General features: G+C 61.4%; 13 protein-coding genes and 2 riboswitches. Of the genes, 6 read left to right on the forward strand and 7 right to left on the reverse strand.

Annotated elements, in window-relative coordinates; genetic code table 11:
* Positions 1-23 precede the first annotated feature (23 nt).
* Positions 24-3,734, reverse strand: a complete 3,711-nt coding sequence (gene metH / locus AC1RDQ_RS22710; RefSeq protein WP_407516946.1) for a methionine synthase — start codon at positions 3,732-3,734, stop codon at positions 24-26.
* Positions 3,735-3,890: 156 nt separating this feature from the next.
* On the opposite strand from metH, the gene AC1RDQ_RS22715 reads away from it, so the two are divergent.
* Together AC1RDQ_RS22715 and nfuA are read left to right on the forward strand one after the other, a co-directional pair.
* On the forward strand, positions 3,891-6,200 hold the full coding sequence (locus AC1RDQ_RS22715; RefSeq protein WP_492588187.1) for a fatty acid cis/trans isomerase: 2,310 nt from the start codon (positions 3,891-3,893) through the stop codon (positions 6,198-6,200).
* A 237-nt stretch (positions 6,201-6,437) separates the two neighbouring features.
* Positions 6,438-7,022 carry a Fe-S biogenesis protein NfuA gene (gene nfuA, locus AC1RDQ_RS22720; protein ID WP_007912592.1) on the forward strand — a complete coding sequence of 195 codons (585 nt, stop codon included), beginning with the start codon at positions 6,438-6,440 and terminating at the stop codon, positions 7,020-7,022.
* Positions 7,023-7,166: 144 nt separating this feature from the next.
* On the opposite strand, the gene cobM is transcribed toward nfuA, so the two are convergent.
* From cobM to AC1RDQ_RS22740, 4 genes are all read right to left on the reverse strand, one after another.
* On the reverse strand, positions 7,167-7,913 hold the full coding sequence (gene cobM / locus AC1RDQ_RS22725; protein WP_492588188.1) for a precorrin-4 C(11)-methyltransferase: 747 nt from the start codon (positions 7,911-7,913) through the stop codon (positions 7,167-7,169).
* An 81-nt stretch (positions 7,914-7,994) separates the two neighbouring features.
* Complete coding sequence (locus AC1RDQ_RS22730) at positions 7,995-8,408, reverse strand: cobalamin biosynthesis protein (protein ID WP_102671349.1); 414 nt, start codon at positions 8,406-8,408, stop codon at positions 7,995-7,997.
* A complete protein-coding gene (locus AC1RDQ_RS22735) occupies positions 8,405-9,112 on the reverse strand; it encodes a CbtA family protein (protein WP_057714563.1) in 708 nt (235 codons plus the stop codon). The genes AC1RDQ_RS22730 and AC1RDQ_RS22735 overlap by 4 nt, the downstream gene beginning before the upstream one ends.
* Positions 9,113-9,123: 11 nt before the next feature.
* Positions 9,124-9,315, reverse strand: coding sequence for a CbtB domain-containing protein (locus AC1RDQ_RS22740; protein ID WP_057714565.1), 192 nt, complete (start codon positions 9,313-9,315; stop codon positions 9,124-9,126).
* Between the two features lie 121 nt (positions 9,316-9,436).
* Positions 9,437-9,662: riboswitch (cobalamin riboswitch) on the reverse strand.
* A gap of 211 nt (positions 9,663-9,873) precedes the next feature.
* Positions 9,874-10,086: riboswitch (cobalamin riboswitch) on the forward strand.
* Positions 10,087-10,189: 103 nt separating this feature from the next.
* Here AC1RDQ_RS22740 and cobW point away from each other — a divergent pair.
* The 4 genes from cobW (at position 10,190) to AC1RDQ_RS22760 (ending at position 16,928) form a co-directional block, all read left to right on the forward strand.
* On the forward strand, positions 10,190-11,260 hold the full coding sequence (gene cobW / locus AC1RDQ_RS22745) for a cobalamin biosynthesis protein CobW (RefSeq protein WP_057714567.1): 1,071 nt from the start codon (positions 10,190-10,192) through the stop codon (positions 11,258-11,260).
* Between the two features lie 3 nt (positions 11,261-11,263).
* A complete protein-coding gene (gene cobN / locus AC1RDQ_RS22750; RefSeq protein ID WP_492588189.1) occupies positions 11,264-15,106 on the forward strand; it encodes a cobaltochelatase subunit CobN in 3,843 nt (1,280 codons plus the stop codon).
* Positions 15,107-15,255: 149 nt separating this feature from the next.
* On the forward strand, positions 15,256-16,263 hold the full coding sequence (locus tag AC1RDQ_RS22755) for a magnesium chelatase ATPase subunit I (RefSeq protein WP_492588190.1): 1,008 nt from the start codon (positions 15,256-15,258) through the stop codon (positions 16,261-16,263).
* 119 nt (positions 16,264-16,382) lie between these two features.
* A complete protein-coding gene (locus AC1RDQ_RS22760; protein WP_407516950.1) occupies positions 16,383-16,928 on the forward strand; it encodes a vWA domain-containing protein in 546 nt (181 codons plus the stop codon).
* Positions 16,929-17,074: 146 nt separating this feature from the next.
* Here the strand turns inward: AC1RDQ_RS22760 and AC1RDQ_RS22765 are convergent, their stop codons facing one another.
* Entirely contained in the window at positions 17,075-18,298 is a 1,224-nt protein-coding gene (locus tag AC1RDQ_RS22765; RefSeq protein ID WP_492588192.1) for an NADH:flavin oxidoreductase/NADH oxidase family protein, read from the reverse strand.
* A gap of 193 nt (positions 18,299-18,491) precedes the next feature.
* Positions 18,492-19,220 (reverse strand): hypothetical protein, encoded by a 729-nt coding sequence (locus AC1RDQ_RS22770; protein ID WP_492588193.1) that lies wholly within the window; start codon positions 19,218-19,220, stop codon positions 18,492-18,494.
* Positions 19,221-19,288: the final 68 nt, after the last annotated feature.

The following is a 19,288-nucleotide window of genomic DNA, read 5'->3' on the forward strand; positions in this document are numbered from 1 at the left end:
CAAGGTTTTTTTCAGTTGATCACTCAGTTGTCGTAACCGAGATTCGGCGCCAGCCAGCGCTCGGTAACGCTCAGTTCCTGGCCTTTGCGCGACGTGTAGCTCTGCACCTGGTCCTTGTCGATCTTGCCCACGGCGAAGTACTGCGCCTGCGGGTGAGCAAAGTACCAGCCACTGACCGCTGCCGCCGGGAACATCGCGTAGTGCTCGGTGAGGAATACACCACTGCGGCCTGCGCGCATTTCCTGGGCTTCTGGATCGAGCAGGGCGAACAGCTGAGCTTTCTCGGTGTGATCCGGACAGGCGGGGTAGCCCGGAGCAGGGCGGATACCGCTGTACTGTTCCTTGATCAGTGCCTCGTTATCCAGCGCTTCATCCTTGGCATAACCCCAATAGTCTTTACGCACCTGCTGGTGCAGCCACTCGGCGCAGGCTTCGGCCAGGCGGTCGGCCAGGGCCTTGACCATGATCGAGTTGTAATCGTCGCCGGCGTCCTGGTAGGCCTTGGCCACTTCTTCGGCGCCGATGCCGGCGGTGGTGATGAAACCACCCACGTAGTCAGTCACTTCACTGTCCTTGGGCGCGACGAAGTCGGCCAGGGAGAAGTTCGGTTTGCCGTCGGTCTTGATGATCTGCTGGCGCAGGTGATGCAGCTTGGTCATTGGCTTGCCGTCATCGCCATAGAGCTCGATGTCGTCGTCATGCACCTGGTTGGCCGGCCAGAAGCCGAACACCGCGCGAGCGCTGATCAGCTTTTCGTCGATCAATTTGCGCAGCATTTCCCTCGCGTCGTTGTACAGCGAGGTGGCGGCTTCACCGACCACTTCGTCCTGGAGAATGCGCGGGAACTTGCCGGCCAGGTCCCAGGATATGAAAAACGGCGTCCAGTCGATGTATTCGGCCAGCACGTCGAGGTCGATGTTGTCCAGCACCCGCGCTCCGGTGAAGGTCGGTTTGACCGGCGTGTAGGACGCCCAGTCGAATTGCGGCTTCTTGGCGATGGCTGCGCCGTAGCTCAGGCGCTCGGTGCGGGCACTGCGGTTGGACGTGCGCTCGCGAACTTCGATGTAATCCTGGCGGGTTTTCTCGACAAAACCGGCCTTCAGTTCCTTGGACAGCAACTGGGTCGCCACGCCCACGGCGCGGGAGGCGTCGGTGACGTAGATCACCGCGTCGTTGCTGTATTTCGGCTCGATCTTGACTGCCGTGTGCGCTTTGGAAGTGGTGGCGCCACCGATCATCAACGGCAGGTGGAAGTCCTGGCGCTGCATTTCGCGGGCGACGTGGACCATCTCATCCAGCGACGGGGTGATCAGGCCGGACAGGCCGATGATGTCGCACTTCTGTTCCCTGGCCACCTGCAGGATTTTTTCCGCCGGCACCATCACGCCCAGGTCGACGATGTCGTAGCCGTTGCAGCCCAGCACCACACCGACGATGTTCTTGCCGATGTCGTGCACGTCGCCTTTTACGGTCGCCATCAGGATCTTGCCCTTGGCCTCCGGCTTGTCGCCTTTTTCCAGTTCGATGAACGGGATCAGGTGGGCCACGGCCTGCTTCATCACGCGGGCGGATTTCACTACCTGAGGCAGGAACATTTTGCCGGCGCCGAACAGGTCGCCGACGATGTTCATGCCGGCCATCAACGGGCCTTCGATCACTTCGATAGGGCGGGCGAAGGACTGGCGCGATTCTTCGGTGTCTTCGACGATGTGGGTGGTGATGCCCTTGACCAGTGCATGCTCCAGACGCTTGTTGACGTCCCAGTTGCGCCACTCTTCGGTCTCGGCTTCCTTGACGCTGCCGTCGCCCTTGTATTTGTCGGCGATGGCGAGGAGGGCGTCGGTGCCTTCCGGGGTGCGGTTGAGGATCACGTCTTCCACGGCGTCGCGCAGCTCCACCGGGATCTGGTCGTAGATCTCCAGTTGCCCGGCGTTGACGATACCCATGGTCAGCCCGGAACGGATCGCGTACAGCAGGAACACCGAGTGGATCGCCTCGCGCACGGGGTTGTTGCCACGGAACGAGAACGACACGTTGGACACGCCACCGGAGGTCAGCGCATACGGCAGCTCGTCACGGATGTAGGCACAGGCATTGATGAAGTCGACGGCGTAGTTGTTGTGTTCTTCGATACCGGTGGCCACGGCGAAGATGTTCGGGTCGAAGATGATGTCTTCCGGCGGGAAGTCCACTTCGTTGACCAGAATGTCGTAGGAGCGTTTGCAGATTTCTTTCTTGCGCGCTTCGGTGTCGGCCTGGCCGGCTTCGTCGAAGGCCATCACCACCACCGCGGCACCGTAGCGCTTGCACAGCTTGGCGTGATGGATGAACTGCTCGACGCCTTCTTTCATGCTGATCGAGTTGACGATGCCCTTGCCCTGGATGCACTTGAGGCCGGCTTCGATCACTTCCCACTTGGAGGAGTCGATCATGATCGGTACGCGGGAGATGTCCGGTTCGCCGGCAATCAGATTGAGGAAGGTCACCATGGCCTTCTTCGAATCGAGCATCCCTTCGTCCATGTTGATGTCGATCACCTGGGCGCCGGCTTCGACCTGCTGCAGGGCGACTTCCAGGGCCTCGGTGTAGTTGTCTTCACGGATCAGGCGGGCGAACTTGGCGGAACCGGTGATGTTGGTCCGCTCACCGACGTTGACGAACAGCGAGTTGCGATCGATGGTGAACGGCTCCAGACCCGAGAGGCGGCAAGCCTTCGGGATGTCCGGAATCTCGCGCGGCGCATAACCGGCCACGGCCTTGGCGATGGCCTCGATGTGGCCCGGCGTGGTGCCGCAGCAGCCGCCGACGATGTTGAGGAAGCCGCTCTGGGCGAACTCTTCGATGACCTTGGCGGTTTCCGACGGCAATTCGTCGTACTCGCCGAACTCGTTCGGCAGGCCGGCGTTCGGGTGCGCGGAAACGTGGGTGCTGGCCTTGTTCGACAACTCTTCGAGGTACGGGCGCAATTCGCGGGCGCCGAGGGCGCAGTTCAGGCCGACGGAAATCGGCTTGGCGTGGGCCACGGAGTTCCAGAATGCTTCGGTGGTCTGGCCCGACAGGGTGCGGCCGGAGGCGTCGGTGATGGTGCCGGAAATCATGATCGGCAATTCGACGCCCAGCTCTTCGAACACGCCTTGTACGGCGAAGATCGCGGCCTTGGCGTTGAGGGTATCGAAGATGGTTTCGATCAGGATCAGGTCGGCGCCGCCCTCGATCAGGCCTTTGGTGGCTTCGGTGTAGTTCTCCACCAGCTCATCAAAGGTGACGTTGCGGTAACCAGGGTTGTTGACGTCCGGGGACAACGAGCAGGTACGGCTGGTCGGGCCGAGCACGCCGGCAACAAAACGCGGTTTGTCCGGGTTCTCGAGGGTTTTCGCATCGGCGACCTTGCGCGCCAGGCGAGCGCCTTCTACGTTCAATTCGTACGCCAGTTTTTCCATGCCGTAATCGGCCATGGAAATCCGGGTGGCGTTGAAGGTGTTGGTTTCCAGAATGTCGGCGCCGGCGTCCAGGTAGGCTTTTTCAATGCCGCCAATCACGTCCGGGCGAGTCAGTACCAACAGGTCGTTGTTGCCTTTGACATCGCTTGGCCAGTCAGCGAAGCGTTTGCCACGGTAATCCTGCTCTTCGAGCTTGTAGCTCTGGATCATCGTGCCCATACCGCCATCGAGAATCAGGATGCGCTCTTTGAGGGCGTGCTTGAGAGCTTGAAGGCGAACGCTGCGATCGGACATTTGGACTACTCGGTAAGGCCATGACGAAGGGCCGGGATGATAGCAAACCTGTGCGCTTTTGGAGCGTGACTCGAATTTGCATGAATATCGTTCATGTTGGTAAGGGTGACAGACCGGTAGAATCGCGACGTTTTTTCAGGATTCGGGACCAGGGACATGTCGTATCGCTTCGTCATCGGCACATTGCTGCTGTTTTTAAGCTGGGGCGCCTTGGCGCAAGGCCCGGCGATTTCCTCTGCCATGTCACCTGTTATCTCCTACAGCCGCGACATTCAACCGATCTTCACTGAAAAGTGCGTGGCCTGCCACGCCTGCAATGACGCCGCCTGTCAGCTCAACCTGGGCAGCGGTGAGGGCGCGGCACGTGGCGCAACCAAAGTCCCGGTCTACGACGGTGACCGCCGTCAGGCGGTTGCACCGACCCGACTGTTCTATGACGCCTCCGGCAAACAGGCCTGGCAACAAAAGGGCTTCTATTCGGTGCTTGATGCCCAGGGCAGTCAGGCCGCACTGATGGCGCGGATGCTGGAGCTTGGCCACAAGACTCCGTTGCAACCCAACGCGAAGCTGCCGGAAGACATCGTCCTGGGCCTGAACCGGGAAAACATGTGTGCCATGCCCGGGGAGTTCGACGGCTACGCCGCCAAGCATCCGAAGGAGGGCATGCCGCTGGCAGTGACCGGCCTGACCGACCAGCAGTACCAGACGCTGCAACGCTGGCTGGCGGCAGGCGCGCCGATCGATCAGCAGGCGCTGGCGCCCAGCGCCAGGGAAGCCTTGCAGGTGGCGCAATGGGAAAACCTGCTCAATTCGCCGGGAGCCCGGGAAAGCCTGGTGGGGCGCTGGCTGTACGAGCACTGGTTCCTGGCCCATCTCTACTTCAAGGACGGTGAGCCTGGGCATTTCTTCCAGTGGGTGCGTTCGCGCACCCCGACCGGCCAGCCGATCGACCTGATCAACACCCGTCGCCCGAACGATGATCCGGGCACGCAGTTTTACTATCGCCTGTGGCCGGTACAGGGCGTGATCGTGCACAAGACCCACATCACCTATCCGCTGGGTCCGGCGAAGCTGGCGCGGGTCAAGAGCCTGTTCTACAGCGGCAACTGGCAGGTCGACGCATTGCCGGGCTATGGACCGCAGAGCCGGGCCAACCCGTTTGCCACTTTCGAAGCGATTCCGGCCCAGGCGCGCTATCAGTTCATGCTCGATAACGCCGAATACTTTGTGCGCACGTTCATTCGTGGGCCAGTGTGTCGCGGCCAGATCGCCACGGACGTGATCCGCGATAATTTCTGGGCGCTGTTCCAGGCGCCCGAGCACGACCTGTATGTCACGGATCCGAATTATCGCGGGCAGGCCACGCCATTGCTGGCGATGCCGGGGCAGAACGATGATGTCGGCAGCGTCCTCAGCCTGTGGCACGACTACCGCGACAAGCGTAACGAATATGAAGCCTTGCGCCGGGACAGCTACGCCGATGAACCAGCACCGAGCTGGTCGACCCTGTGGGCCGGCAACGACAATGCGTTGCTGAGTATCTTCCGCCATTTCGACAGTGCTTCGGTGACCAAAGGCCTGATCGGCGAGGTGCCGCAAACGATATGGCTGTTCGACTATCCGCTGCTGGAGCGCACCTACTATCAACTGGCAGTGAACTTCGATGTGTTCGGGAACCTGTCCCATCAGGCTCAGACGCGCTTGTATTTCGACTTGATCCGCAACGGCGCCGAACAGAATTTCCTGCGCCTGATGCCCGCCGACTCCCGGGATGACTACCTTGATGACTGGTATCAGAACAGTGGCAAATTCAAGATGTGGCTCGACTACGAGACCATCGACGACGACAAGCCGACCGCGCTGAAGCTTGACGCGCTGGACCCCAAACGCGACTTTGCCATGCAGTTGCTGGCCCGTTATGGCGATCTCAATGCAAGGCCCGACCCGATCAATCGCTGCGACGGCGCTTACTGTTCGCGGCCAAACATCGATCCGGACCTGCAAAGTGCCGAGCAGGCATTGAGCCGCCTGACTTCGCGTCCGGCCGCCGGACTGAAGGTCATCGATCAGTTGCCGGAGGCCACGCTGCTGCGTATTGAAACCGGCAGCGGCAAGCGTGAGGTCTACAGCCTGTTGCGTAACCGTGCCCACAGCAACGTGGCGTTTTTGCTCGGTGAATCATTGCGCTATCAACCGGGGCTCGACACCCTGACGATTTTCCCGGGTGTGCTCAGCAGCTACCCGAACTTCATGTTCAACATCCCGGCCGGGCAAGTTCCGGCGTTTGTTGATGCGATGGAAAGCGCCAAGGACACCGACAGCTTCGAGAAAATCGTCGAACGCTGGGGAATACGCCGCAGTCATCCGCAATTCTGGGCTTATTTCCATGACCTGAGCCGCTACATCCACGAAACCGATCCGGTGGAAGAGGGCGTGCTGGACATGAATCGCTACGAGAACCTCTGAACCACCGCAGATCCCCTTGTAGGAGCGAGCTTGTGTGGCGAGGGGGCTTGCCCCCGTTGGGTCGCGAAGCGGCCCTAAAAAATGGGACCGCTGCGCAGTCCAACGGGGGCAAGCCCCCTCGCCACATAAGACCACTCCCATAAGGGGAATTGTCGGAATCTTTCCCGACAAAAATACTAGGACTTTGTCCGGCGCGTTGATTGGCGTAAACTGCGCCCAAGCCTGCGAGGAGTTTCCATGACCGCTATTACCATCACTGACGCCGCCCACGATTACCTGGCTGATCTGCTCTCCAAGCAGAACACCCCTGGCATCGGCATCCGCGTCTTCATCACCCAGCCTGGCACCCAGTACGCCGAAACCTGCATTGCCTACTGCAAGCCGGGCGAAGAAAAACCCGAAGACACCGCGCTGGGGCTCAAAAGCTTCACCGCGTACATCGACCACTTCAGCGAAGCCTTCCTGGACGATGCCGTTGTCGACTACGCCACCGACCGCATGGGCGGCCAGCTGACCATCAAGGCGCCAAACGCCAAGGTACCGATGGTCAACGCCGACAGCCCGGTCAACGAGCGCATCAACTACTACCTGCAAACCGAGATCAACCCGGGGCTGGCCAGCCACGGCGGTCAGGTCAGCCTGATCGACGTGGTCGAAGACGGCATCGCCGTCCTGCAGTTCGGTGGTGGTTGCCAGGGCTGCGGCCAGGCCGACGTGACGCTGAAGGAAGGCATCGAGCGCACCTTGCTCGAGCGCATCCCGGAGCTCAAAGGTGTTCGCGACGTGACCGACCACACGCAGAAAGAAAACGCCTACTACTAAGGTGTTCGCTGCGAATTGAAAAAACGGCGCCCCGTGAGCGCCGTTTTTTTATGGGTCGAATTCACTGAAGCCTTCGCGAGCAAGCCCGCTCCCACAGGGGAATGCATTCCAAATGTGGGAGCGGGCTTGCTCGCGAAGAGGGCGCTATGGGCGATAGAGATGCGCATGCCCCGCGCGATACAGCGATGACTCGCTGAAGTGGTCACTGCCCAGCACCCGACCCACCAGAATCAACGCCGTACGACGAAATCCCTTCGATTCAACCTTCCCGGCAATATCTGCCAGCGTGCCCACCACCCAATCCTGATCCGGCCAGCTCGCTCGATGCACCACTGCAATCGGGCAATCGGCGCCGTAATGGGGCAGCAGTTCCTCGACGATCTTCGCCAGGTGACTGACCCCCAAATGAATCGCCATGGTCGCGCCGTGCTGCGCCAGGCTGGAGAATTCCTCTCCGGGTGGCATGGCGGTTTTGTCGGCGTAGCGAGTCAGGATCACGCTCTGTGAAATGTCCGGCAGGGTCAGTTCCGCGCCCAAGAGCGCTGCGCAAGCGGCTGCGGCAGTCACGCCGGGTACGATTTCGAACGCAATGCCCAGTTCACGCAGATAGCGAATCTGCTCGCCAATTGCGCCATACAGGCTTGGATCGCCAGAGTGCACCCGGGCCACATCCTGGCCTTTGGTGTGGGCGGTCTTGATCAGGTCGATGATCTGTTCCAGGTGCAGTTCGGCGCTGTTGACCACCTGTTCGGCACAGTGACCTTCCAGTACGGCGGCCGGCACCAGTGAGCCGGCATATATGATCACCGGGCAACTGCGAATCAGCCGCTGGCCCTTGACGGTGATCAGTTCGGGGTCGCCGGGACCTGCGCCAATGAAGTAGACGGTCATCGTCGGTTCCTGTGGGAAAAAGGGGCTGAACAGGCCTTCAGATGAAGAATGTTCATGATCAAAGGCGGGGATTATCGGTTTTTACGCAGCGCCAGCCAATGCCAGGGTTGCCTGGGCATATTTTTGTCGTGGAATCAGCAGTTTTGCCGGGGCCTGGGCCAGTTGTTCGGCCAGGGCCAGTGCGGCGCTTTCCGCAACGCCGTAGCAACCGGTGCGTTCAAACGCGATTTGCGATTGATGGCTGAGTTGCGGTTCATAAGCGGCCAGTTGCTCACTGCTGAAATACATCAGTTCCAGGCCGAGTTGCTGAGCCAGTTCGATCAGTGCAGGTTCGTCGCGCTTCGAATCGATGCTGGCCAGCGCCTTGATTTCATGACGAGCTATCTGGTGCGCCTCCAGCGCCTGATCGAGCAGCGCCAGCAACGTGCTGACGGGGCAGCCCCGTTGGCAGCCCAGACCGACCACCAGGGTCGGCGCTGTGCTGACGTCAGTCATGCGTTGTATTGACCATCGCTTTTGCGACGGAACAACCAGGCGCTGATCAGGCCCAGGGCCAGCCAGAATGCCACGTTGGTCAGTTGCGAAGCGATTTTGAACCGGGTTTCCAGTGCCTCTGGAGCAAGCATCGAATGCACCTCCGGTTGCGGCGCGCCAATCACATGGGGGACGGCGAGGATCGCCGCGCCGAGGACTTTCATCAGCCAGTGACGGCTGAACACGATCAGCGCAATACCGACGGCGGTGGAGGCGGCGGTACCGACCCACCACAGTTGCCGTTGTGCGAGGTCGGCGGCGGCAGTGCCTGGCAATTCAGGTGGCAGACCGAGGGTCGGCGCGAGCACGAAGGTTGCGTAACCGGCCAGGCCCCAGAGCAGGCCTTGAGAGGTTTTGGTCGGCGCACGCAAGGTGTACAGGCCGGCCAGCATCAGGGCGAAACCGACCGCCACCACCAGGTTGCCACCAGTGGTCGACAGCACGCGCTGCCAGCCATCTTCCGGCTCCCAGGCTTGTGCATCATGAGTGTGAGCAGCCATCGCACCGTCGGCGTGTTCATGCATTTCAACAGCGGCCGGTTCGGCTTTTTCGTAGGTCTCGGCCTGCAAAATCAGCGGGGCGACCCAGAAACTTTGCAGCAGGGTCAGCAACAGGGCGGCCAGCAGCCCGGTGAAACCTGCGGTTTGCGCAATACGCTTGATCATGTCGACAGCTCTCAATGGCACGGGAACGCGGAGCTGTGACGGGTATCGTGGGCGGCGTTGTGCACCGCTTCGATGTGCGAGAAACCGGCGAAATACACAAGGCATGCGCCCAGGATCGACGCGCAGACGGCGGCGGCCAGACGTTGGGTCAGGGTTGAGGTGGTGCTTGCGGCTGTGTGTTCGGCGCTGCTGATGATCGACATGGCGTTTCCCTCTGGTCTGTCAGCGGGGAATAAGAGCGCATGCAAAACCCCGCACGACCAGGCGCGCAAGGTTTCAAACAGCGCCCGCCCACCGCGGGTTTGTTGGTTCAGTGATCGTACTGGTCACTTTGTGTTGCGGGCCGGTCTCCGGGCTCACGAGGGGCAAAGGCTTGCGCCTGGACCTGAAAGCATCACCTTCCCATGCCGCAGTGGCACAGTGGATCTGACGCTTCGCTCGCTTACCGTTGCGGGGGCAGCACCGGACTGACATGGCTTAAGAGTAAAGCACATGATTCACCGGTTTCCCGTTTCACCCTGTGAAGGGCACCCGTAACAAGGTGTGTAGGAGAGCATGGGCGGGGGTTGGGCGTCAATTGGCAGGGGTTCTCGTTTGAGTTTCTGTGGCGAGGGGGCTTGCCCCCGTTGGGCTGCGAAGCGGCCCCCTTACTTTTATCCAGACAAAGCGTGCACTCTGGATTTGCGACGGCTTCGCCGCCGAACGGGGGCAAGCCCCCTCGCCACAGGGATCGCAAGCATTGACCCGCCCCAAGACCATGCGTAGCCTTGCGCTTTCGAGGTTCTTCGGCGTTTGTCGAAGCTAAGAAGGGAACGCGGTCAATGCCGCGGCTGCCCCCGCAACTGTGAACGGTGATGTTCGTTGCCACGCCACTGCTGACTCAATCCATGAGGCCGGCGGGAAGGCGCAGCGAATGCCAGGCTCAAGCCCGGCACATCGTCAGCCAGGAGACCTGCCTCGTCACAGATTCTCACTTTCAACCGGGCGGGGTGATCCGGTGGCGAACTCTTCAGGCACGCGCGTGCGCGTTGCCGGTCGTCGTCCCGTATGCCCGCCAGCTTAGCCATAGGGCATCCGATGAAAACACTGGCCAAACTCCCCGTCACCATCGTTACAGGCTTTCTCGGCTCGGGTAAAACCACGCTGCTGCGCCACATGCTCGACAACGCCCAGGGTCGCCGCATCGCGGTGATCGTCAACGAATTTGGCGAGTTGGGCATCGACGGCGAAATCCTCAAGCAATGCTCCATCGGTTGCACCGAAGAAGAAGCCAACGGCCGTGTCTATGAACTGGCCAACGGCTGCCTGTGCTGCACCGTCCAGGAAGAATTCTTCCCGGTGATGCGCGAACTGGTGGCCCGTCGCGGCGATCTGGACCACATTCTCATCGAAACGTCCGGTCTGGCGTTGCCCAAGCCGCTGGTGCAGGCCTTCCAGTGGCCGGAAATCCGCAGTGCCTGCACGGTGGATGCGGTAATCACCGTGGTCGACAGCCCGGCCGTGGCCGCCGGCACCTTCGCCGCGTTCCCGGATCAGGTCGACGCCCAGCGCAAACTCGACCCGAACCTGGACCACGAATCGCCGCTGCACGAACTGTTCGCCGACCAATTGGCCAGCGCTGACCTGGTGATCCTCAACAAAACCGACCTGATCAACCCGACGGACCTGGCCCGTGTGCGCCTGGAAGTCGCCGAAGAGTTGCCGCCAGCGGTGAAAATCATCGAAGCCAGCAGTGGTCGCCTGCCGCTGGACGTGCTGATCGGCCTCGGTGTCGGCTCCGAAGAACACATCGACAGCCGCCACAGCCACCACGACCATCATCACGATGGCGACGACGATCATGATGACCACGATCACGACGCCTTCGATTCGATCTCCATCGAACTGCCGCAAGCCGACGAAAGCCTGCTGCTGGACGCGCTGACCCAGTTGGTGGTCCAGCACGGCATCCTGCGCGTCAAGGGCTTTGCGGCGATTCCGAACAAGCCGATGCGCCTGCTGATCCAGGGCGTGGGTACGCGTTTTGACAAGCATTTCGACCGCCAGTGGGGCGCCGAAGAGGCGCGAGTCTCTCGCCTGGTGCTGATCGGCCAGAAACTGGACGCCACTGTTCTCGAAGCGCAATTGCGCGCCGCGCTCAGCGTGTAAGCCATGCACCTGCTCAGGACCCAGCCCGGCGGTTTCGTGTCGGATGACAACATTGCCGACCTTGGACAAACCCCCGCCGAGCTGGTGGTCCTGTGCAGCGGTGATTCCAGCCTGGCGCTGCTCGCCGAAGCGGCGCAGCAGTTGCCCGACGATTACCCGAGCGTGCGCCTGGCCAACCCGATGCAGGTGCAGAACCATGCCTCGGTTGACCTGTACGTCGATGAAGTCTTGCGCCACGCCAAGGTCATTCTGATCTCGCTGCACGGCGGCATCGCCTATTGGCGTTACGGCATCGAGCGTCTGGTCGAGCTGTCGCAGCGCGGCGTGCAGCTGATTCTGGTGCCAGGTGATGATCGCCCGGACCCGGAGCTCAGCGACTTGAGCACCGTCGGTGCCGAGGATCGCGATCGCCTCTGGCAGTTTCTGCGCCAGGGCGGCATGGGCAACGCCCTCGACTTCTTCCGCTGCCTGGCCAACCGCTGGCTGGCCCGTGATTACACCTGGGATGAGCCGCAAATCCTGCCGCGTACGGCGATTTACCATCCGCACAAACACTCTGCCGCGCTGAGCGACTGGCAGGCCGACTGGCACGTGGGTCAACCGGTGGCGGCGGTGCTGTTCTACCGCTCGCATTTGCAGGCGGCGAACACCGCATTCATTGATGTTTTTTGCCAGCGTTTGCAGGCGGCGGGGTTGAATCCATTGCCGATTGCGCTGGCCAGTTTGAAAGAACCCGGCTGCCTCTCGGTGGTCGAGGACTGGCTGGATGAAGTCGAAGCTTCAGTGATTCTGAACACCACTGGCTTCGCTCAATCCAGTCCGGAAGCACCTCATCTGCGCCCGTTTCGCCGCAATATCCCGGTGATCCAGGCGATTTGCGCCCAGGACAACGAACCCGGCTGGCGCGCCAGCGAACAGGGGCTTGGCCCCCGTGACCTGGCGATGCATATCGCGTTGCCTGAGCTGGACGGGCGCATCATCAGCCGCCCGATCAGCTTCAAGGACCTGGCGTGGCGCAGTGAGCGTAGTCAGTCGGATGTAGTCTGCTACCGGCCACAACCGGAGCGCATGGACTTCGTTGCCGAACTGGCGCGGCGCTGGATCGATCTGGCGCGGGTGCCCAATGCTGAAAAACGCATTGCCTTGATTCTCGCCAACTACCCGACCCGCGACGGTCGCATCGGCAATGGCGTCGGCCTCGATACCCCGGCAGCGGCGCTGAATATCCTGCAGGCGTTGCATGCCGAAGGTTATCCATTACCGGCTGAGTTACCAGACAGCGGCACCGCGCTGATCCAGCAGTTACTGGGCGGCGTCAGCAACGACCTCGATACCCTTGACCTGCGTCCGTGCCAGCAAAGCCTGGGCATGGATGATTATCTAGTGATGTTCAACGCCCTGCCTGAAGCCAATCGCGCGGCGGTGCTCGAACGTTGGGGTGCGCCGGAAAACGACCCGATGTATCGCAGCGGGCGGATGATGATCGCCGGCCTGCGTTTTGGCCTGACCTTCGTCGGCATTCAGCCGGCCCGGGGTTATCAGGTCGACCCGAGCGCGGTGTATCACGACCCGGACCTGGTGCCGCCCCACGGCTACCTGGCTTTCTACTTCTGGCTGCGCAACACCTATGGCGCCCACGGCGTGATCCACGTCGGCAAACACGGCAACCTCGAATGGCTGCCGGGCAAGGGCGTGGGGCTGTCGGAACATTGCTGGCCAGACGCTTTGCTCGGGCCGCTGCCGAACATCTATCCGTTCATCGTCAACGACCCGGGCGAGGGCGCCCAGGCCAAGCGGCGGACCCAGGCGGTGATCATCGATCACCTGATGCCACCGCTGACCCGCGCCGAAACTTACGGCCCGCTGCGTAACCTCGAGCTGTTGGCCGACGAATATTACGAAGCGCAGCTGCTCGATCCGCGCCGCGCCCGAGAGTTGCAGCGCGACATCCTGCAACTGGTGCGTGACACCCACATCGACCGTGAACTGCAACTGGACGAACAACTCGACAGCGATGCCGACGCGGCGATCTGGTTGCCGCGGCTCGACACTTACCTGTGCGACTTGAAGGAGTCGCAGATCCGCGACGGCCTGCATGTGTTCGGCGAATCGCCCACCGGGCGATTGCGCATCGATACCTTGCTGGCGCTGTTGCGCATTCCACGGGGCGATGGCCGGGGTGCGCAGTCGAGTCTGCTGCGGGCGCTGGCCAAGGCCTTCGGACTAGGATTCGATCCGCTTGATTGCGCCTTGGCCGAGCCGTGGATTGGACCACGACCGAATGCCTTGTCGTTGATCAGCACTGAACTGTGGCGCACCACCGGCGATACCCGCGAACGCCTCGAACTGTTCGCCACACAACTGATTTCGCAGGCATTAGCTGACCCCTGTGGGAGCGAGCTTGCTCGCGATGGTGTGTCAGTCGACACCAATGTGGCTGACACACCATCGCGAGCAAGCTCGCTCCTACAGGAGGCGGGTTGGTCTGAGGTGCAAGCCATCCTCGACAGCCTGCGCGAAGTGGTCGCGCCAAGGCTGGACGCCTGCGGTCCGGCGGAAATGCGCGGATTGCTCGACGCGCTTGGCGGTCGCTTCGTCCCGGCCGGTCCCAGCGGCGCGCCCAGTCGTGGTCGTCTTGACGTGCTGCCCACCGGGCGCAACTTTTATTCGGTGGATGTACGCAACCTGCCGACCACCACGGCGTGGCGCATCGGGTTCCAGTCGGCCAACCTGATTCTCGAACGGCACCTGCAAGACCACGGCGATCATTTGCGCCAGCTCGGCTTGTCGGTTTGGGGTACCGCAACCATGCGCACCGGTGGCGATGACATCGCCCAGGCGATGGCGTTGATGGGCGTGCGTCCGGTCTGGGCCACCGGCAGCCAGCGGGTCGATGATTTCGAAATTCTGCCGTTGAGTTTGCTCGACCGCCCGCGGGTGGACGTGACCTTGCGTGTGTCCGGTTTCTTCCGTGATGCCTTTGCCAATCTGATTCGTTTGTTCGACGCGGCGGTGCAAGCGGTGGCCGATCTCGATGAGCCGGACGACCTGAACCCGTTGGCGGCCAAGGTACGCGCCGAGCGTGCAGCCTTGCTGCAGGCGGGGCTCGATGAAGACGCAGCGCGACGTCAGGCCGGCTGGCGGATATTCGGGGCCAAACCCGGTGCCTACGGCGCGGGTGTGCAGGGCGCCATCGACGGTCGCCTGTGGCAGAGCCGCGAGGACCTGGCCGAGGTCTACCTCAACTGGGGTGGCTACGCTTACGGCGGTTCCGACGAAGGCACCGCCGCCCGGGAACAGTTCAGCCAGCGCCTGAGCCAGGTACAGGCGGTGCTGCAAAACCAGGATAACCGCGAGCACGATCTGCTCGACTCCAACGATTACTACCAGTTCCAGGGCGGCATGCTCGCGGCGGTGGAAAGCCTGAAAGGCGAGGCGGCGGCCAGCTATCATGGCGACCACAGCCAGCCGGACCTGCCGAAGATTCGCACCTTGAAGGAAGAGCTGAACCGGGTGATCCGCTCCCGGGCTGCCAACCCGAAGTGGCTTGAAGGCGTTAAACGTCACGGCTACAAAGGGGCGTTCGAAATGGCTGCGACGGTCGACAACCTGTTCGCCTTCGACGCCACCACGCAGTTGATCGACGATCACCAGTACGCGTTGCTGGCCGATGCCTATTTGCTCGATCCGGGCACCCGGGATTTTGTCCGCGAACACAATCCCCATGCCTTGCGCGACATGACCGAGCGCATGCTCGAGGCGCAACAACGGGGAATGTGGAAGGAGCCCGGCGAGTACCGCGAGGCGCTGGAGAATCTGTTGCTGGATATAGAAGAAGATGGCTGACGCACTTAAACCTGTGGGAGCGAGCTTGCTCGCGATGACATGCGTTCAGTCGACAAAAATGTTGCCTGACATTCCGCCATCGCGAGCAAGCTCGCTCCCACAGGGATTGGGGCGCCTGTAAGATCACCGACCATGACCGAGATAGAACAATGACCGACACCCCGCATTTCCCGCTCTGCGCCGTGGTCGGCGCCGACGATTTGAAGCTGGCCCTGTGCCTGACCGCCATCGACCCGAAAATCGGCGGTGTCCTGATCGAAGGCCCGCGGGGCATGGCCAAGTCGACGCTGGCCCGCGGTCTGGCGGATCTGCTGGCCAGCGGTCAGTTCGTCACCTTGCCGCTGGGCGCCACTGAGGAGCGGCTGGTCGGCACCCTCGATCTCGATGCGGCACTGGGCGAAGGTCGCGCACAGTTTTCCCCCGGCGTACTGGCCAAGGCTGACGGTGGCGTGCTCTATGTCGACGAGGTCAATCTGTTGCCCGATCATCTCGTTGACCTGCTGCTCGATGTGGCCGCCAGCGGCACCAATCTGGTAGAGCGTGACGGCATTTCCCATAGGCATTCGGCAAAATTCGTGCTGATTGGCACCATGAACCCGGAAGAGGGAGAACTGCGTCCGCAATTGCTTGACCGTTTCGGTTTGAACGTCGCCCTCGGTGGTCACACCGCGCCGGTCGAGCGTGGTCAGATCATCCGTCGTCGCCTGGATTTCGACGCCGACCCGCAAGGTTTCTGCGCCGAATGGGAATCCGCACAGGCGACTCTGCGTGACCGTTGCCAGAACGCACGCAATGCACTGGCAAGCATTCCCCTCGACGACCAGGCGCTGGCACACATCACCGAACGTTGCTTCGCCGCTGGCGTCGATGGTTTGCGCGCCGATCTGGTCTGGCTGCGCGCTGCCCGGGCTCACGCTGCCTGGCGCGGGGCGAACGCCATCGCCGAGGAAGATATCGACGCAGTCGCCGAGTTCGCCTTGCGCCATCGCCGTCGCGAACATTGCGCACCGACGCCTCAGTCATCCCAGGCGACGCAACAATCGGCGCCTCAGCACGCCAACCCGAGCGAAGGGCAGGGCCAGTGGGGCGAGTTGCCTGCCCAGGCGCTGGCGGTCGGTGCTCGACGTGAAGTGCCGAGCTGGCCAAAAAAGCCCTAGGCATTCGCCCACGCTCCGATGCGGGGGCGAATGCCAGACCCCGAGCCGGGCGGCTGGACCACGGCAAACAGGGTAAGCGTCATACGGCCCGTAGCGGCTCGGTCAACTGGCCTGGCACATTGCTCAATGGCCGACCGCGTCAGCGCGACGACCTGTTGTTTCAGCTGCGAACTCGCTCGCCCCACGAACTGTGGCTGGTGATCGTTGATGCCTCCGCATCGACCCGCCGTCATCAGGCATTGAGCGATGCCAAGGGCTTGCTGGCGCAGTTGTTCGACGATGCCTATCGCCAGCGTGCGCGTCTGGCGCTGCTCACAGCCAGCGGTGCTACACCGAAGTGGCAGGTGCAGGGATTGAAGGCCTCGACCGGGTTGCGCCATTGGCTCGATGGCCTTGGCGCCGGGGGCGGCACGCCGTTACTGGCCGCGTTGGGCGAAGCGGGGCGATGGCTTGGTGCACGGAAAAAGCGTTTTCCGGCAGAGCAGCAGCGGTTGTTGCTGGTGACCGATGGACGGCTGAAGGACTGGCCGTTGTTGCCCGTGCTGGAGTGCCCGGGGGTGCTGATCGACATCGAGCGCGGGCCGATCCGGCTCGGGCGCAGCAGGGTGTTGGCGACGCAGTTGCAGGCCGAGTATCGGCACATTGACGAGCTGCTTCCTGGCTGAAGTTTGCTTTGTCTGCACGGGCCTCATCGCGAGCAAGCTCGCTCCCATATTGGTCCGGGTGAACACAAAGTCTGTGAACACCGAATGATCCCTGTGGGAGCGAGCTTGCTCGCGAAAGCGGAGGGTCAGTCAACATCAATTCCAGATTACTTACCCATCGCCTGCCGATACTGCCGGGTGCGCTTGCCAATGTATAACCGGTCGAGAATCAACGCCCACAACGCCGAGACTTCAGGCCGGGTTCTGCGTCCACGACTCAAACGATGCAGCTGGAATTTGACCACCGCCATGCTCGCCAGCGCCGCCAGGGGCTTGCGTTTCCAGCGGATCGGCGGCAGTTGCGGATGGCTGTCCTGCCCTTCGCGCCAGTGCTTGACCAGGTGTGGTTCCACAGCGAGCGCGGTGCCGATGCCGGCCATGGCAAGGCCGCTGTCGAGGACCTGTTCGACGATTGCCAGACGCCGGATCCCGCCGGTCACCATCACCGGCATCCGCGCCACGCTGGCCAGTTCGCCGGCCATTTCCAGAAAGTACGCCTCCCGCGCCAGGGTTCGGCCGTCGCGCGCCTCGCCTTGCATGGCAGGTGCTTCGTAACTGCCACCGGAGAGTTCCAGCAGGTCGATCGGTTGTTCGTTGAGCCACTGGATCACTTGCCGCGCATCATCGGCATCGAAACCACCGCGCTGGAAATCTGCTGAGTTGAGTTTTACCGACACACAAAATTGCGGCGACACCGCTTGGCGAACCGCCTCGACGACGGACAACAGCAGTCGCGCACGATTTTCCAGGGATCCGCCCCATTGATCGGTGCGCCGATTGGTCAGCGGCGAAAGGAACTGGCTGATCAGGTAGCCGTGGGCGGCGTGGATTTGCACGCCGGTAAAACCGGCTTTCTCGGCCAGTGCGGCGCTGGTGGCGAAACGTCGGATCACCTCCTGGATGTCGTCCGCGTTCATGGGTTTGGGTTCGGCGAACATCCTCGAGAACGGGCCCAGATCCAGCGCAACCGCCGACGGCGCCAGAGCTTGCTGGCCAAGGTTGGCCATGGTCTGGCGGCCAGGATGGTTGAGCTGCACCCAGAAATGCGCACCGCCGGCCCGACCAGCGCTGGCCCACTGGCGGAAGCGCTCCAGGTGGCGCTCGTCTTCCAGCGCTACTCCGCCGGGACCGGTCATGGCGCGACGGTCGATCATTACATTGCCGGTCAGCAACAAGCCGGCCCCGCCCTCGGCCCAGGCCTGATACAGACGAAGCAGGGCCTTGTCGGGTACTTGATCGGTATTGGCGAGGTTCTCTTCCATCGCGGCTTTGGCAATGCGATTGCCGATGGTCTGGCCGTTGGGCAAATTCAACGCTTGAAAGGGCGACATGCTTGGCTCCTCGTAGTGATGAGCAGAGGCTAACCTTAAAGTTAACTTTAATGTCAAGCAGATAAATGGGCCCGCAATGAAGATCGGTGAATTGGCGCAGTTGAGCGGGTTGACCGCATCGCGGATGACCCATGGCAAGGCGCAGTTGCCGGGTTGGATCGACACCCTCCAGGCCCGGCCCGAAGGGGGATTTTTACTGTTGAGCGGGCAAAACAGTTTGAGTGACAGGGTAGGCAAAAGACTCAGTGTTATCGATAGTCGCAAAAACGGTTTGCTCCTCTCCCGGCTTTATGGGAGCAGAAACGTTTCGTAAGAAGCTGATGTATCGGTCTGGCCTCCAGCGGGTTGTACTTAAACCCATGAAAGACGGGAGCAAGGTAGCCCCAGTATAAAATTCCCCAGGTGAAACAGAGAAAATGGTGGTAACGGAGGTTTTGATTGGAAAAAAGATCGCGCCGGGATAAGTGCCACATAACGGATAGCCCGGAGCTCCTTGTGAACATTTTGACGGTGGCTCCTGGCCGACTACCAGTTTGGTGGGCGGTGAACTTACACCCGTTACCACAACCGAAAATGAAATGCTCTTGCCTGGCAGGTTTTGCAGATTCAATTGTGACATCGTGAAGTTACCGTTAGACAGCGTGGATACCTGCTTCAAAATGACGTCATCGCTGGTTTTCGCCGTTACCATGAACGGGCCTGTAGCCGTGGTCCCAACGATCGTGCCCGAGATGGATGTGGCACTTTTTGAAAGCGGTGTCGTGATGCAAACTTCAGGGCCATTCTGGCCGATGTACTTTCCATTGACCAAGCTGCTGCACTCTTCGCTGACCGTGGAAACAGTCGCGTCCGGATCAATATTGCAACCCGTTAAACCCATCCCCAGCGTCGCGCAAACAAATAAAGTTCTCGCCGTATTCATGTTCGATCCCCTTTGGTTTCGATAGTCAGATGCGGCGCCAGTATTTCCTTGCCTACTCAGAAGCGTCT

Source organism: Pseudomonas sp. GW823-FHT02E01, from assembly GCF_058797535.1.